The sequence below is a fragment of the Actinomycetospora aeridis genome, assembly GCF_037400275.1.
GTDB lineage: Bacteria > Actinomycetota > Actinomycetes > Mycobacteriales > Pseudonocardiaceae > Actinomycetospora > Actinomycetospora aeridis.
Window position 1 is genome coordinate 709,778 of sequence record NZ_JBBEGL010000002.1, and the last position, 15,004, is coordinate 724,781.

A 15,004-nucleotide genomic window follows, 5' to 3' on the forward strand; every position below is an offset into this window, starting at 1 on the left:
CACCCATGGCCGTCGTGGCAGCGCAGGAGAGCCGGGCCGACCCGGCTCCCGGCGTGGAGCCCCACGACGAGGCCGGTCCGCCCCGTCGGGGTGGCTCGCGCGCGGCGGGCTGGTGGCTCGCGGCGCTGGGTGCGGTCACGGTGCTGCTCGGGCTCGCGATCCCGCTGGCCCCGGTCGTCGCCGACGATCCCGTCGTCACCTGGCCGAAGGCCGGGCAGCCGGCGACGTCGACGAGCCTGCCGCTGACCCCGTACCGGCCGCTGTCGCTGACCGCCGAGGTCCCCTGCGCGGCCCTGCGCCCGGGTGGCGACGCCCTGCGCACCCAGCCGCCCTCGGCGGGCACGCCCGGCCGGGGCCTGACCGTGTCGATGAGCGGCGGTCAGGTCCTCGTCACGAGCTCGGGCGACACGCTCCTCACGGAGATCCTCCCCCTCGACGACTGCACCTACCGGGTCGTCGCCGACCAGCAGGGCACACGGGTCGAACGCGACGGCCCCGACGGCACCGACGGCACCGCCGTGCTCGTCGACCGGCCCGGCGCGCTCGTCCCGCAGGTGGCCGAGCTGGCCACGGACGCGCCCGGGACCCCGGGGCTGGCCGCGACCGTGCACACCGACGACCGCTACTCCTCGGTGCCGAGCGGGCTGAAGCTGACGCTGCTCGTGCTCCACGCCCTCGCGCTGATCGCCACGATCTGGATGGCGACGCGGCGGTGGCGCGGCCGCGGCGCGGGTCTCGAGCGGCCCCGGCTCCACCCCGCGGACGGCGTCGTCGCGCTCGTCTCGGCGGCCTGGGTGGTGCTCGGGCCGCTGCAGAACGACGACTCCTGGTACCTGCTGATGGCCCGCAACGCGACGCCGACGGGCTTCATCGGCAACCAGATCTACATGTTCAACGCGACGGAGAACCCGTTCGTGTTGTCGCAGTACGTCATGGCGCTGTGGGGGCAGCTCGGCACGGCGATCGGGCTGCCCGGCTGGGGGCTGCTGTGGATGCGCCTGCTGCCGCTGCTGCTCGGGCTGCTGACGTGGGCGCTGCTGCGGCTCCTGCTGACGACGATCCTCGGCCGCGGCGGACGCCTGCCGGGGGTCGCTTGGGCGCTGCTGCTCGCCCATCTGGCGTGGTGGCTGCCCTACGGGATGGCGCTGCGTCCCGAGATCGTCATCGTGCCGCTCTCCGCCGCCGTGCTCGTGCTCGCCGAGGTCGCCCGACGGCGCGAGGCGGTCGGCCCGCTGATCCCCGCGACCGCCCTCGCCGCGCTCGCCGTCACCGTGTCGCCGTCCGGGCTCGTCGCGGCCGCACCCGTGGTGGTGGCGCTGCCGTGGCTGTGGCGCTGGCTCGCCGCCCGCGGGTGGCGCTCACGACTCGGCGCCGCCGGCGCCGTGATCGCCGCGGGCACGATCGCCATCCCCGTCGGCTTCGGCGACGCGACCCTCGGCGACGTCATCGAGGCCACCGACCTCCACAGCTGGTACTACCTGACCTTCCCCTGGTACGAGGAGTGGGCCCACTACCGGACCCTCATCGAGACCGGGACCTGGGGACGCCGCCTGCCCGTGCTGCTCACGGTGGTGCTGCTGGTCGTCGTGTCGATCGGCAGCGGGCGCGGCGGGCGCGGCGGGCCGCTGCGTGACGCGACGCTGGGCGCCGCCGTCACCGTCGCCGTCGGCCTCGGGCTGCTCGCGCTGGGGCCGACGAAGTGGGTCAACCACTTCGGCGCGATCGAGGCGCCCGCCACCGTCCTGCTGGCGCTGACCCTGTTGCGCTCCCCGCTGCCGCGCCGCGCGGGCGCGCTCGTCGTCGGGGCGTCGGTCGTCCTGATCAGCGGCGCGACCGTGCTGGGGTTCGCGGGACCGAACACCTGGAAGCCCTACAGCGACCGCGGCCAGCCGTTCGGGGACCACCTCGACACCGAGATCTCGATGCTCGACCTCGAGAGCTTCGCGCCGCACTGGCACGACTTCTACCTGCGCGACGTGTGGTGGTGGCTGATCGTCGCCGTGCTCGCCGGCGCCTTCGTGTGGTGGCGACGGCGCGCGGGACGGCGGACGTTCGGGGTCACGCCCGACCGCGCCGTCCTCGTCACCGCCACCGCCGCGCTCGTCGGGCTGATGGTCGCCGTCATGGTCGTCGCCCCGCTGACCCAGGGGGCCGGCTGGACGATCGCGGGCAGCCAGGTGCAGGCCCTCACGGGGCGCGGGTGCGGGCTGGGCGAGGCCGCGACGGTGATGGCGCGGACCTCCCCGGACGTCGGCGCCCCGACGACGGCGGACGCGCGCACCGGCGACTTCGCGCTCGCGGCCGACGACCCGTCCCCGGTCCCCGCACCCGGGCCGGGCGAGGTGTGGCACGACGAGGTCGAGCTCCCGCCCGGCGCCGACCCGACGAGCTCGCCCGGCGGCATCACGGGCCTGGGGGCGCTGACCACCGGCTGGTACCCGCTGCCCACGATCGACCCGGACACGCCCGGGGCCCCGACCCACGTGATCGTCCCGGTCGCCGGCAACGATCCCGACCGTCAGCGGATCGTCGTGCAGTTCGGTTCGGGCGACCCGACCGCGCCGGTCGAGGCCGAGTCTGTGGCCGTCACCCCGGCCCCGGGCTTCACGGCGCGGCAGTGGCAGGAGGTGCCCGTGCAGCTGCCGGGCAGCCGGCCAACCGCGGTGCGGGTGCAGGTCGAGGACCGGGTCGCGGGCCCCGACAGCTCGCTGGCCGTCGCGGCGCCGCACCTGGCCCGGATGCAGCCGGTGATGACCCTCGCGACCAGCGAGGACCGCCCGCCCGCGACCGTCGCCGGCGGCGCGTTCGCCGACCAGCTCTCGGCCGTGCTCTGGCCGTGCATGGACCAGGTGGCGGTCAAGCACGGCATCGCGCCCACCCCGACCCTGCGCCTGAGCGCCGCCGAGAACACCCCGGAGTTCATCCTGACGAACCCGACCTACGAGTCCTGGGGCGGCACGATGGTCCAGTCGGAACGGACGTGGGCCACCGTCCGCCCGTTCTCGTCCGTGCCCGACGGCGGCGTGCCCGCCCTGCCGTGGGGCAACGTCGACCGGATCGTCTACGACCACCCCACCGACGGCTACGACCTGCGGGTCGACCAGGTCCCGCGCGGCGGCCTCGAGCGGTTCGCGACGCTGGCGTCGGAGGCGTACTCCGGTCGTGAGTACCTCGGCTGAGCTGCGGGCGCCGGAGACGAGCGCGGACCCGCCGGTCCGTGCCCCGCGCCCCACCCTCCTGCTCGCGTCGGCGGCCCTGACGCTGCTGTGCGCGATCGCGTTCCCGCTGGCCCCGGCCGTCCAGCCCGTCGTGACGTTCACGTGGCCCCAGGGCGCGCCGTCGGCGGCGCTGCCGCTCATGCCCTACTCACCGGTGCGTCTGGACGCGTCGGTGAGCTGTGACGCGCTGGCCGCGACCCCGCCCGGTGCCGCGACGCTCGCGACCACCCCGCCCGGCACCCCGCCCGCGCCCGTCGGCGGTCTGTCGGTGCGGCCGGCGGCGGGCGGGGCCGTCGTCACCAGCAACGGGGAGACGCTCGCCGCGGTCGCGCTGCCGAGGGGGCCGTGCACGCTGACGGTGGCGTCGACGCCGGAGCGCACGTCGGTCCTCGTCGACGGGCGGGTCGTCGGCGTCCGCGAGGGCGACGTGCGTCCGGTCGTCGCGGCCGTCGTCGCCGGGACGCCGACCGCCGACGGGCTGTCGCTGTCGCTGCAGACCGACACGCGGTTCCAGACGACGCCGGGCGTGCTCAAGGACGTGCTCGGCCTCGGGGTGCTGCTGGGGCTCGCGGGCATGGTCGTCGCGGCGTGGCGGCGGGACGGTCGGCGGGTCCGGACAGGACGTCGGCTCCGACTCCGGCCCGTCGACGGGGTCGTCGCGCTCGCCCTCGCCGGCTGGGCGGCGGTCGGGCCGGCGACGGTCGACGACGGCTACATCGCCGGCATCCTGCGCTCCCGCGGCGAGAGCGGGTTCACGGGCAACGTCTACCGGTGGCTCAACGCGCCCGAGGCGCCGTTCAGCTGGTTCTACGAGCTCACCCGCGCGTGGGCGTCGCTCGCGCCGGGCGAGGCGGCGTCGGTGCTCTGGCTGCGCGTGCCCGCGACCGTCCTCGGGCTGCTGCTGTGGGCGCTGCTGCGCCGCCACGCCCTGCCCCGTCTCGGGCCGGCGCTGCGCCGCCCGGGCGCGACGTGGGTCGCCGCCGCCGCGTTCCTCGCGTGGTGGGCGCCGTTCGGGCTCTCGCTGCGCCCCGAGCCCTGGCTCGCACTCGGGGTGCTCGCGGTGTGGGTGTGCGCGGAGCGGGCGGTGGCCACCCGTGCGCTGCTGCCGCTGCTCGCGGGCGCGGTGCTCGCCGGGTTCACCGTGGCGCTGACCCCGGGCGCGCTGCTCGGGCTCGCGCCGCTGCTGGTGGCGCTGCCCGCGCTGGCCCGCGCGGGGCTGGGCGTGCGCGAGGGCTGGACGCGGGCGCTCGTCGTCGTGGCCGGTCTGGCGGTCGCCGTGCTGCCGATGGCCGCCGACCAGTCGCTCGCGGGGCTGCTCGAGGCCACGCGGGTGCGCCAGCTCATCGGGGGCGGTCAGCCGTGGTGGGAGGAGCTCGACCGGTACTCCCACCTCGTGTCGCCCGGTGACGTGCAGGGCGGGATCGGCGCACGGCTCGCGGTGCTGCTGACGCTGCTCGCGCTCGCCGCGGTGGCCTGGGCGCTGCTCGTGGCGCGGGTGCGGGCGGGTGTCGCCGTCGGCCCGGCGCGGCGGCTGCTCGCCGTCGTCGCCCTCGCCCCGGTGCTGCTGATCGTTAGCCCGACGAAGTGGACGCTGCACTTCGGGGAGCTCGCGGGCGTCGGCACGGTCCTGCTGACCGTGTTCGTGGTGCTGTGGTCGCCGCGGGTGGTGGCCGGGGTGGCCCGGCTGCGGGGGCCGGCGCTCGTCGTCGTGCTCGGGGCGTTCGGGCTGGTCACGACGCTCGTGCTGATCGGCTACAACCAGTGGGCGTACGCCTCGGCGTGGGGCGTGTTCTGGAACGACATCCCGCCGCAGGTGGGGCGCGTCCCGCTGGGCGACATCACCTGGCCGGTCACGATCTCCGGTGCGGTCGTGCTGGGCGTGGTGGTCGCGGTGCGGGGACGCGTGCCACGGCGCGCCGCCCGCGTGCTGGCGCCGGGGGCCCTGGCGCTCGTGCTCGTCGTGGCGATGGTGGCGCTGCAGGGCGGGTCGTTCCTCAAGGTCACCGCCGACCGTCTCGGGACCTACAGCAACGGCTCGGACTCCCTGGCCGCCCTGCGCGGCGACCCCTGCGGGCTGGCCTCGGACCTGGCCGTCGAGACCGACCCGCGGGCCGGCGTGCTGCCGGGGGAAGTCAGCGGAGTGGCTCCGCAGACGATGAGTGGCAGCGGAGTGGCTCCGCAGACATCGGGACCCCGCTTCACGCCGACGGGTCCCGGCACGCCGGCGGCGGTGCCGCTGGTGGCCGGCGGGGTCGAGCTGCCGGGCTGGGCCGCACCGGCCGGGGTCGCGGACGGCCCGGCGGAGCTGCGCTCGGCCTGGTTCCCGCTGCCGCCGGAGGCGCAGCGCCGAGAGGCCCCGGTGGTCGTCGTCGCGAGCGGCAGCCTCGCCCGCGGGAGCGTCGCGCTCGAGTTCGCGGCGTCCCCGGCGGACGCGCCGGTCACCGAGTCCCCCGCCGGGTCGCGCGACGGCACCGCCCCGCGCGACCTGCGGGCCCTCGCGCCGGAGGGCGCGACGCTGGTGCGGGTGCACGCGACGAGCTCGGCGCGCGACGGCGACGAGTCCCGGGTCGCGTCGCCGAGCGGGCAGTCGCCGGACCTGCCGGTCGCCGTCAGCGTCCCACGCGTCCCACGGACGGTCCCGTTCGACGACGTCGTCCCGCCCGGCAGCACGGCGCTGGTCGACTGGCCGGTGGCGTTCGCGTTCGGCTGCCTGCGCCCGCCGCCGCTCACGGGTGGCACCGCGGGCGTCCCGCCGTGGCGGGTGACGCCGCCGGGGCTGGCGGACAGCGGCGAGATCGCGGTCGCCCCGACCACCGGCGGCCCGTTCCTCACCCCGCGGCTGCTCGTCGAGGAGGTCCGCCTGCCGGTCTACCTCGACGGCGACCCGACGCGCGACGCCGTCGGGCTCGCGCGGTGGGTGCCGCGGCTGCCGCTGTCGACCCTGTCTCCCCAGGTCAGCGAGGAGACCGTGGCCGGCTGGAGCAGGACGGGACGTGCGAGCGTCCCCGTCCTGGACACCCCCTAGACTCGCCCGGGATGTCGCGCACCCAGAAGACCCTCGCCGGGTGGGCACGCACCGCCCCGTCGCGGGCCACCGTGCTCTCCGGCGACGAGGTCGTCGCCACCGATCGGCTCGCCGAGGCCATCGCCGGCGCCGGCGACCGCGGCGTCATCGCCCGGGGTCTCGGACGCTCGTACGGCGACACCGCCCAGAACGCGGGCGGGCTCGTCGTCGACATGACCGCGCGGGACCGCATCCACGCGGTCGACGCGACCACCGGGCTCGTCGACCTCGACGCCGGTGTGTCGCTGGACCGCCTCATGCGTGTCGCGCTGCCGTTCGGCCTGTGGGTGCCGGTGCTCCCCGGCACGCGGCAGGTCACCATCGGCGGCGCCATCGCCAACGACATCCACGGCAAGAACCACCACTCGGCGGGCAGCTTCGGCGACCACGTCGTGTCGATGGACCTGCTGCTCGCCTCCGGTGAAGTGCGCCGCCTCGAGCCCGACGGGCCGGAGTCCGAGCTGTTCTGGGCCACCGTCGGCGGCATCGGACTGACCGGCGTCATCCTGCGCGCGACCGTGCGGATGACGCCCACGGAGACCGCGTACTTCGTCGCCGACACGGAGCGCACGGCGGACCTCGACGAGACCATCGAGCGCTTCTCCGACGGCTCCGACGAGGCCTACGACTACTCGTCGGCGTGGTTCGACTCGATCTCCACCGGGGCGAAGCTGGGCCGCGCGGCCCTCGGCCGCGGCTCGCTGGCCCGCCTCGACGAGCTGCCCGCGAAGCTGCGGGCGGACCCGCTGAAGTTCGACGCGCCCACGCTGCTCGACCTGCCCGACGTCTTCCCGAACGGTCTGGCCAACAAGCTGACGTTCTCGGCGATCGGCGAGCTGTACTACCGCAAGACGAAGAACAAGCGCGGCCAGATCCAGAACCTGACCGCCTTCTACCACCCGCTCGACCTGTTCGGTGACTGGAACCGGGCCTACGGCTCGAAGGGTTTCCTGCAGTACCAGTTCATCGTCCCGCTCGACGCCGAGGCCGAGTTCCGGGCGATCGTGCGCGACATCGCCGAGTCCGGCCACGTCTCGTTCCTCAACGTGTTCAAGAAGTTCGGCGAGGGCAACCGCGCGCCGCTGTCCTTCCCGATGCCGGGCTGGAACATCTGCGTCGACTTCCCGATCGTCGACGGGCTCGGGGAGTTCTGCCGGTCCCTGGACGAGCGGGTCCTGGCCATGGGCGGTCGCCTCTACACGGCCAAGGACTCGCGCACCGACCACGACACGTTCGCCGCCATGTACCCGCGGCTGGACGAGTGGCGCAAGGTCCGCGACGCCGTCGACCCCGACGGGGTGTTCGCGTCCGACATGTCGCGCCGCCTCCGGCTCACCCCCTGATCCCCGGGAGAACCATGATCGACGCCGTCGGCCACCCCTCGTCGCTGCTCCTGCTGGGCGGCACCTCCGAGATCGGCCTCGCGACGGCCGAGCGCTACCTCGCCGGCGGGCCGGTGCGGGTCGTGCTCGCCGGGCGCCAGTCGCCGCGGCTCGCCGACGCCGCCGCCCGCCTCACCCGGGCCGGTGCGACCGTCGAGACCGTCGAGTTCGACGCCCGCGACGCCGCGGTGCACACCGAGGCCGTCCGCAAGGCCTTCGCCGGCGGCGACATCGACATCGCCGTCGTGGCGTTCGGTGTGCTCGGCGACCAGGAGAAGGCCTGGCAGGACATCGACGCGGCCGTCGAGCTCGCCGAGGTCAACTACGTCGCCGCGGTGTCGGTCGGTGTGGCGCTGGCCGCGGAGTTCCGCCGCCAGGGCCACGGGCACCTCGTCGCGCTGTCGTCGGTGGCCGCGGAGCGCGCACGCCGGTCGAACTTCGTCTACGGCTCGACCAAGGCCGGCCTCGACGCCTTCTACACGGGCCTCACCGAGGCGCTGCGCGGCGAGGGCATCGGCGTCACGGTCGTCCGGCCCGGCTTCGTGCACACGAAGATGACCGAGGGCCTGGACGCCGCCCCGCTGTCGACGACGCCGGAGGCGGTGGCCGATGTGATCGTCTCGTCGGTGAGCTCCGGCAAGGAGCAGGCCTGGGCGCCGGCGCCGCTGCGCTTCGTCATGTCGGCGCTGCGCCACGTCCCGCGCCCGATCTTCCGCCGCCTGCCGCTGTAGGCCCCGCCCGTTCCGAGCGAAGGGCACCTTCGGTCGGATAGACCGGCGAGGGGCGCCCTCGGCCGGAACGCCGACGCTCGCCTCGCCCGGGCGAGCGGCACGTTCAGCAGGTCGCCGAGCCTTTCGATCATGCGCACCGTGCCCCTCGCCCCGTGCCCGCCTCGCTCTCGTCGCCCGCGTGAGAACGAGCGGCGCCCTCGCTGCCTGCGGAGCAGCGAGGGCGCCGTTCGTGTCCTGGGCTCGGCGTGTCGCGCCGGCGAGTGCGTGGCGATCCTGACGATGAGTGTCTGCGGAGCCACTCCGCTGACACGGGGCGTCAGGCGGCGACCGCTGCCGGCCGGGCGGCGTGGCTACCCCCACGCCGCCCGACCGCCCGGCGACCGGAGGGCGGGGTGACCTCCGGACGGCGGGTCTCAGCGGTGTCGCGGCGCGCGCTACCCCGGCGCCGCGACGGGTCCCGGTCCCGCATCCAGCCCTGCGCCGGCTCCTCCACGTAGCGGTACGCGAGGTGCGCGAGCACCACCGACGCCACGACGACGTGCGGCACCAGCAACGCGGCCGCGGCCGTGTCCGGCGCGAGGGAGGGAATCCGGGTCATGGCGACGAGCGCCATCTCGATCAGCAGGAAGTGCACGAGGTAGAGCGCGTAGGAGATGCGCCCGCCGTGGCACAGGCGCGGCGTCCCGAGCACTCGGGCGACCGGGCCGTCGGTGAGCGCCAGGGCGCCGATCACCACCGGCAGGAACGGCACGGCCAGGTAGACGCGGGCGTCGGCGCTGAGCGCGGCGGTGGGTGGCGCGGTCGCGGCCCAGTAGACGACGACGGCGATCTCGGCGAGCGCGAGCAGGAGCACCCGGTGCGCCCAGCGCGAGACCGTGCGGGTGCGCGGCACCCGGCGCACCACCAGCCACGTCAGCACCCCGGCGGTGAACGCGGCGGCCAGGCGCACGGCCCAGAAGCCGCCCCACGCGTCGTTCAGGGAGGCGTGCACCGCGAACGCGGCGGTGGGGGTCGCGGCGAGCACGGCGAGGGCGGCGAGCACCGCCCGCGGCCGCCCGCGGATGAGCCAGGCGGCGCCGGCCAGCAGCGGGAAGGCCAGGTACGCCGCCCACTCGGCACTGATCGACCAGGCGGGCAGGACGAAGGACACCCCGTCGATGCCGCCGGTGTCCCACATCTGCGTCATCGTCAGCTGGCGCACCCAGCTCAGGGGGTCCAGGCCGGGCTGCGTGCCCTGCCACGTGATCACACCGTCGCTCCCCAGGACGGCGCGCGCGGCACACCACAGCCCGGCCAGGACCACCAGGACCGCGTAGAGCGGCCAGACCCGGGCCAGTCGCGCCCAGACGAACCCCACCGCCTGGCGCGGACCCGGAGCTCCTCGCCAGCGGTCCAGGTAGGACCGGGCGAGCAGGAAACCGGAGAGTGCGAAGAACAGGTCGACACCGAGCGGGCCCGCGGCCAGCAACGGCGCGACCGGGGCGAACCACTCGGCGTAGCCCGTGACGGGCAGGTAGCTGACGTGGTGCAGGAGCACCCAGAACGCCGCCACCGCCCGCAGCCCGGTCAGGGCCGGGATCTCGACGGTCGCGGACCGTCCGCCGGACCGAGCGGTACCCGTCGCCGGGGTCGCCGTCGGGAGGGCCGTCGGCGTGAACGCCCGGACGTCCGTCTCGACGGTCGGGGCCGCCGGGTGAGGGGCGACGACGCCGCGCGGGACGGGGATCGGACGGATCCCCGGCATGCTCGTCCCGACACGGTCGTCCGGCCCACCGTGGCTCTGCCCCACCACCGTCCGCACCGCGCCTCCCCGACGTCCCCGACAGAGCCGGCCGCTGCCAACCCTCGATCCGGTCAACGGCGCCGAGTGGCCGCACGTTGATACTCCGATCGGTGGATTGGGGTGGGGTGCCGTTCGATCCGGGGGCGGTGACGACCGCCGCGGTCGCACTGCGTCACCGTTCCACGATCGGAGCAGTCACCGGCGAGTGGCGGCTACACCGGGTCGAGGGTCGGCGGCAGGAGGGCCCTCGGGAGCGGCCGGGGACCGGGTCCGGGCAGCCGGTGTCGGTCCTGGTCAGGACGCTGGCTACCTTGCGACCGGAACGTCTGGCGTCGGGTGCTCGGCACGCCGCACCCGTCGTCACGGCCGAGGGGGGACGCATGACGACGGTGGAGGACGACCGGGTCCGGGACGAACCGGACGCAGCGACCGGGGCGCCGGCGACGCGACCGGCCGCGCGACGACCGTGGTGGTCGGGGCTCGACCCCGCCGCGTGGGGCCTCGGGGCGCTCGCCCTCGTCGTCGCGCTGGGGTTCCTGCTGGTCAACGCCGCGTACAACCAGGGGCGGTTCGCGCCGCCCCTGGACGACGTCTACATCCACCTGCAGTACGCCCGCGGGATCGGCCTCGGGCAGTTCCTGCAGTACCAGGACGGCATGCCGCCGAGCACCGGCGCGAGCAGCCTGCTCTACGTCCTGGTCCTCGGCGCCGCGTTCGCGCTCGGCGCGCAGGGCGGCCTGCTGCTCTACGCCGCGATCGGGTTCGGGGTGGTGTGCACGGTGGCGACCACCGTGCTCGCCTACCACCTCGGACGATCGGTGGCGTCGCGCGCGACCGGGATCGTCACCGGGCTGCTCACGGCGCTGTGCGGCCCGCTGCTGTGGGCGGCGACGAGCGGGATGGAGGCGGGCCTCGTCTCCGCGCTGGCGGTGGGCACGGTGCTCGCCTTCGTGCACGAGCAGGCGGCGGGCCGGTTCCCGTGGACGGCCGCGCTCGGCGTGCTGCTCTCGCTGACCCGCCCCGAGGGCCTCGTGCTCACCGTCGCGGTCCTCCTCGGCGCCGCCGTGACGCTCGTGCAGCAACGCCGCCGGGGGCTCGCGAGCCGCCGGGACCTCGTCGTCGCCGCCGTGCCGCTGTGCCTGCCGCTGCTGGCCGCGCTCGGTCAGCGGCTGGCCTACCGGGCGCTGACCGGGTCGGCGGAGAACAGCGGGGTCGTCGCGAAGTCGTGGCTCTACCAGCCGCTGGACGCGCCGCTCGAGGTCCTCGACCGCGTCGTCACCCACGCCCGCGAGGTCGTCGAGACCTACGGCGGGCTCACCGGCGTCCCCCTCGTCGCGCCCGGCACGTTGCTGCTGGCCGCCGTCGGCCTGGCCTCGCTCGCCCTCGGCGAGCCCCGCCGGCGGGTCCTCGCCGGCGTGCTCGCGCTCGGGCTCGGCGGCCTCGTCGTGGCCGTCTCCACCCTCACGAGCACGCTGACGCACAACGGGCGGTACGTGACCCCCTTCCTGCCGCTGGTCCTGCTGCTCGTCGCGGTCGGCATCCGGACGCTCGCCCGCGCCGTGCCCCGCCACGGCCGCGTGGTGGCGGCCGCCGTGACGGGCGTGATCGTGCTGGTGTCGGTGGTGACGGTGCCGACGTGGGCGCTGCGCTCGGCCCAGCAGGGCGCCGGGATCCGCGAGTCGTCGGTGTCGGTGGCCCAGTGGCTGCGCGGCAACACCCCGCCCGGTTCCGTGGTCGCCGTCAACGACGTGGGCGCCACGGCCTACTTCGCCGACCGCCCCGTGGTCGACCTCGTCGGGCTCACGACGAACGGGATCGCGGCGCCCGCGACCGAGGGCACCGGCGCGCTCTACGAGACGCTCGCCCGCCTGCCCGCGGCGCAGCGCCCGGCCTACTTCTCGGTGTTCCCCGCGTTCATGGGCATCGACTACACCTCGATGTCCGAGGCGGGCCTGCTCTCCGAGGAGCCACTGACGAGCTTCCGCTCCCGCTCGCCGCTGCGTCCGGAGGACTTCGGGACGGTCTGCCAGGTCACGGGCGGGTGTCCGGAGATCGACGTGTGGTCGGCGGACTGGTCGGTCGTCGGCAGCGGCGACCTCCCCGAGCGTCCGGTCCCGGGCCGCATCGTCGACCGGGTCAACGTGGGCGACCTGGCCGACGAAGGGGCGCACGGCTACGCCGTGGACCGCGCCCTCGTCGGTCTGGTGCCCACGACGATCCTGCGCGGCGAGGACCGCGCCGACGGGCGGCGGGTCGTCGACTCGGGACGCGAGGTCGTCGGTGGCGAGCACTTCACGCTGCGGGGGCTGACGCCGGGGGTCCCGGTGACGGTGACCGCGCGCATCGAGGCCCGGGAGAAGCAGGGGGACCGCAACACCCAGGCCGGCGTGGTCGCGGTCGGGGTGGACGGCCGCGCGGCCGGGGACTGGGAGTTCTCGACCGACGACAGCGCGTTCACCGAGGACTCCTTCGTGCTGCCCGGCGACATGATCACCGGCTCCGAGGTCACGGTGACCCTCGGCCCGCGCCAGCCGTACCTGCAGCCCTACCCCGACTACCGGTCGTTCTCGTACTGGGCGAGCCAGTAGGAGTCGACTGCCAGCACCTGCCCGTTCGGAGGGTTGGGCCGTTGGCGATGTTTCCTCGTTGCCAGCCCTGTGCAACAGTGCGGTCATGACCCTCGCCGTCGCGCCTCCCCTCGTCCGCACCGCGCGACGCGAGGACCTCCCGGCGGTGTCGCTGCACATGCGCGGGATGCTCGAGCGCGAGCTCGGGGGCTACGACGCGCGGCTGCACGGCGACGTCGACGACCTCGCCGGGACCTACCTCGGCGCTGCGGGGACGCGGCTGTTCGTGTGCCACCTCGAGGGCCCCGACGGCCCGGTCCTCGCGGGCACCGCGTCGGTGCGGGCGGGCGGGCCGAAGCCCGAGTTCGTGCCGTCGTGGCTCGCGCGCCGCTACGAGGGCCGACGCGTCGGCCAGATCTGCCGGGTCTGGGTGGACCCGGAGCACCGGCGCCTCGGCGTCGGCCGGATGCTCGCGGTCGAGGCGGCACGCTGGGCGCTGGCGGACGACTACGACACGGTGTGCCTGCACACCAACGCCTCGGTGCCCGGGGCGCTCTCGTTCTGGACGAGCTTCCCGGGCGCGGTGTTGGTCCACGACGCGCGACCCGACCCGTGGTCGACGGTGCACTTCGAGATCGACCCGCACGTCCTGGCCGCCGCCTGAGGTCTCCTGCCGCCCTGCCGTCCTGCCCCCTCGCGGGCGGGGGGGGGCCGGCGTGTCAGCGTGGCGGCCACGCTGACGTCAGACGTCAGGAATCAACCCACGATCATGGTGGGGTCGAGCTGGTGGAAAAACTGACGTTGAACGTCAGCGTGGCCGCCAGGCTGACCCACCATCGGCGTGTCGCGCATCGAGGCTGTGGCGATCCCGGCGTGGGACGCCAGGAAAGCCGCATTCCTCGCACGGCCCGTGATCGAGGGACCGGTCAGCGGTCCTGCTGCGGGATGCGCCCGGTCGGGCCGTTCGGGCCGCCGGGGCCGCGGCCGTTGTCGGTGCGGGCCGCCTGCTCGCGCAGCAGGTCGCGGATCTCGGTGAGGAGCTCGACGTCGGTCGGGTCGGCCGGGCCCTCCTCCTCGCCCCGGCGGCGACGCTCCTCGACGTACTTCAGCGGCATGACGACGAGGAAATAGATGACCGCGGCCGTGATGATGAACGTGATCACGGCGTTGATGAAACTCGCGTAGTCGAACACGACGCCGCTCACGACGAACGAGCCGGCGAACTCGCCGCCGCCCGAGAACACCTGGATCAGCGGCTTGAGGAAGGCGTTGGTGAACGCCGTGACAACGGCCGTGAACGCCGCGCCGACGACGACGGCAACGGCGAGGTCGACGACGTTCCCGCGCAGCAGGAAGTCCTTGAAACCCTTGAGCACGTCCATTTCCTCCGGCTCGCGAACCGATCTTCGCCGCCGAGGATAGGACCACCCGCCCGGTGCGGACGGGCCCCGGTCCCCTCGGGGAGGGCCGGGACCCGCCCGCCGACGTCGTCGCTCAGGCGGCGGCGTCGGTCCCGGTGCCGCACGACTGCGACTCCGGCTGCGCGGCCGGAGCGGTGTCGTGGTCGTCGCCGAGCAGGCCGAGGTCGAGGACGCCCGACACGTCCTCGACCGGGACCTGGACCCCGGCGGCGTTGACCGGGACGTCGTTGTTGCAGGCGTTCACCGGAGTGATCGTCTGCACGTCGCCGACGTTGACCAGTCCGTGCTGGTCACCGTCGGTGCCGGCCTCGGCCGCGAGGGCCGAGCCGGCGGTGGACGCCAGCGCGGTGCCGGCGAGGGCGCCGGCGAGCGCGGCGCGCCGCAGGAAGCTCATGTCATCTCCTCCTCGGGCGGATCGGGGAGCGGTCCGCCCGGTTGGGACTCAGTTGGCGTCGCCGTCGACCGACGAGCCGCACGACTGGGACTCGGGCTGGGCGGCCGCACCGTCCGAGTCGCCCGAGAGAGCGGGGACGGCACCGGAGACGTCCTCGACCGGGACCTGGACGCCCAGCGCGTTCACCGGCACGTCGTTGCTGCAGGCGTTGGCCGGCGTGATGGTCTGGACGGAATCGACGTTCGCGAATCCGTCCTGGTCGGCGTTCTCGTGCGCGAGCGCCGAACCGGTCGTGCTCGCGAGGCCCGCGCCGATCAGCGTGGCGGCCAGCACCGACTTACGGAGAATTCCCACAGTGATGTGTCCTTTCGCATGGTCCTCCCCGTGCCGGAACGGACGACGGGAAGCCTTCACCGGCGGCACCGGAATGCCGCGCGGCGGACA

10 protein-coding genes are annotated in these 15,004 nt (G+C 75.0%); 6 read left to right on the forward strand and 4 right to left on the reverse strand.

Translation table 11 applies throughout. From position 1 onward, the window contains the following. The first annotated feature begins 5 nt into the window (after positions 1-5). Genes WCD41_RS09020 through dprE2 form a run of 4 tightly spaced genes read left to right on the forward strand, consistent with a single transcriptional unit; the run spans position 6 to position 8,395 of the window. The gene (locus WCD41_RS09020; RefSeq protein WP_337713062.1) at positions 6-3,179 is read left to right on the forward strand and encodes an arabinosyltransferase domain-containing protein; all 3,174 of its coding nucleotides are present in this window, start codon (positions 6-8) and stop codon (positions 3,177-3,179) included. Further along, positions 3,163-6,243 (forward strand): arabinosyltransferase domain-containing protein, encoded by a 3,081-nt coding sequence (locus WCD41_RS09025; RefSeq protein ID WP_337713063.1) that lies wholly within the window; start codon positions 3,163-3,165, stop codon positions 6,241-6,243. The genes WCD41_RS09020 and WCD41_RS09025 overlap by 17 nt, the downstream gene beginning before the upstream one ends. 11 nt (positions 6,244-6,254) lie before the next feature. Continuing rightward, positions 6,255-7,625, forward strand: coding sequence for a decaprenylphosphoryl-beta-D-ribose oxidase (gene dprE1 / locus WCD41_RS09030; protein ID WP_337713064.1), 1,371 nt, complete (start codon positions 6,255-6,257; stop codon positions 7,623-7,625). A gap of 14 nt (positions 7,626-7,639) precedes the next feature. Beyond that, positions 7,640-8,395: a decaprenylphospho-beta-D-erythro-pentofuranosid-2-ulose 2-reductase gene (gene dprE2, locus WCD41_RS09035; RefSeq protein ID WP_337713065.1), complete on the forward strand. Its 756-nt coding sequence runs from the start codon at positions 7,640-7,642 to the stop codon at positions 8,393-8,395. Between the two features lie 316 nt (positions 8,396-8,711). Here the strand turns inward: dprE2 and WCD41_RS09040 are convergent, their stop codons facing one another. Next, the gene (locus WCD41_RS09040; protein WP_337713066.1) at positions 8,712-10,196 is read right to left on the reverse strand and encodes an acyltransferase family protein; all 1,485 of its coding nucleotides are present in this window, start codon (positions 10,194-10,196) and stop codon (positions 8,712-8,714) included. Positions 10,197-10,558: 362 nt separating this feature from the next. Here WCD41_RS09040 and WCD41_RS09045 point away from each other — a divergent pair, with 362 nt between their 5' ends. Both WCD41_RS09045 and WCD41_RS09050 read left to right on the forward strand, forming a co-directional pair. Beyond that, positions 10,559-12,766 carry a DUF8728 domain-containing protein gene (locus WCD41_RS09045; RefSeq protein ID WP_337713067.1) on the forward strand — a complete coding sequence of 736 codons (2,208 nt, stop codon included), beginning with the start codon at positions 10,559-10,561 and terminating at the stop codon, positions 12,764-12,766. An 85-nt stretch (positions 12,767-12,851) separates the two neighbouring features. Next, positions 12,852-13,409, forward strand: coding sequence for a GNAT family N-acetyltransferase (locus WCD41_RS09050; protein WP_337713068.1), 558 nt, complete (start codon positions 12,852-12,854; stop codon positions 13,407-13,409). 262 nt (positions 13,410-13,671) lie between these two features. Here WCD41_RS09050 and mscL read toward each other — a convergent pair whose 3' ends face one another. The 3 genes from mscL to WCD41_RS09065 all read right to left on the reverse strand — a co-directional run bounded on the left by mscL (position 13,672) and on the right by WCD41_RS09065 (position 14,914). Further along, positions 13,672-14,121 carry a large conductance mechanosensitive channel protein MscL gene (gene mscL, locus WCD41_RS09055; protein ID WP_337713069.1) on the reverse strand — a complete coding sequence of 150 codons (450 nt, stop codon included), beginning with the start codon at positions 14,119-14,121 and terminating at the stop codon, positions 13,672-13,674. A 118-nt stretch (positions 14,122-14,239) separates the two neighbouring features. Next, a complete protein-coding gene (locus WCD41_RS09060) occupies positions 14,240-14,560 on the reverse strand; it encodes a hypothetical protein (protein WP_337713070.1) in 321 nt (106 codons plus the stop codon). 48 nt (positions 14,561-14,608) lie between these two features. Beyond that, positions 14,609-14,914 (reverse strand): hypothetical protein, encoded by a 306-nt coding sequence (locus WCD41_RS09065; protein ID WP_337713071.1) that lies wholly within the window; start codon positions 14,912-14,914, stop codon positions 14,609-14,611. Positions 14,915-15,004 lie beyond the last annotated feature (90 nt).

What these genes read in the sequence shown, in the direction of transcription:
- WCD41_RS09020 (WP_337713062.1), top strand. Translation starts at nt 6, where the DNA reads ATGGCCGTCGTGGCAGCGCAGGAGAGCCGGGCCGACCCGGCTCCCGGC.
- dprE1 (WP_337713064.1), top strand. Translation starts at nt 6,255, where the DNA reads ATGTCGCGCACCCAGAAGACCCTCGCCGGGTGGGCACGCACCGCCCCG.
- dprE2 (WP_337713065.1), top strand. Translation starts at nt 7,640, where the DNA reads ATGATCGACGCCGTCGGCCACCCCTCGTCGCTGCTCCTGCTGGGCGGC.
- WCD41_RS09045 (WP_337713067.1), top strand. Translation starts at nt 10,559, where the DNA reads ATGACGACGGTGGAGGACGACCGGGTCCGGGACGAACCGGACGCAGCG.
- WCD41_RS09050 (WP_337713068.1), top strand. Translation starts at nt 12,852, where the DNA reads ATGACCCTCGCCGTCGCGCCTCCCCTCGTCCGCACCGCGCGACGCGAG.
- WCD41_RS09060 (WP_337713070.1), bottom strand. Translation starts at nt 14,560, where the DNA reads ATGAGCTTCCTGCGGCGCGCCGCGCTCGCCGGCGCCCTCGCCGGCACC.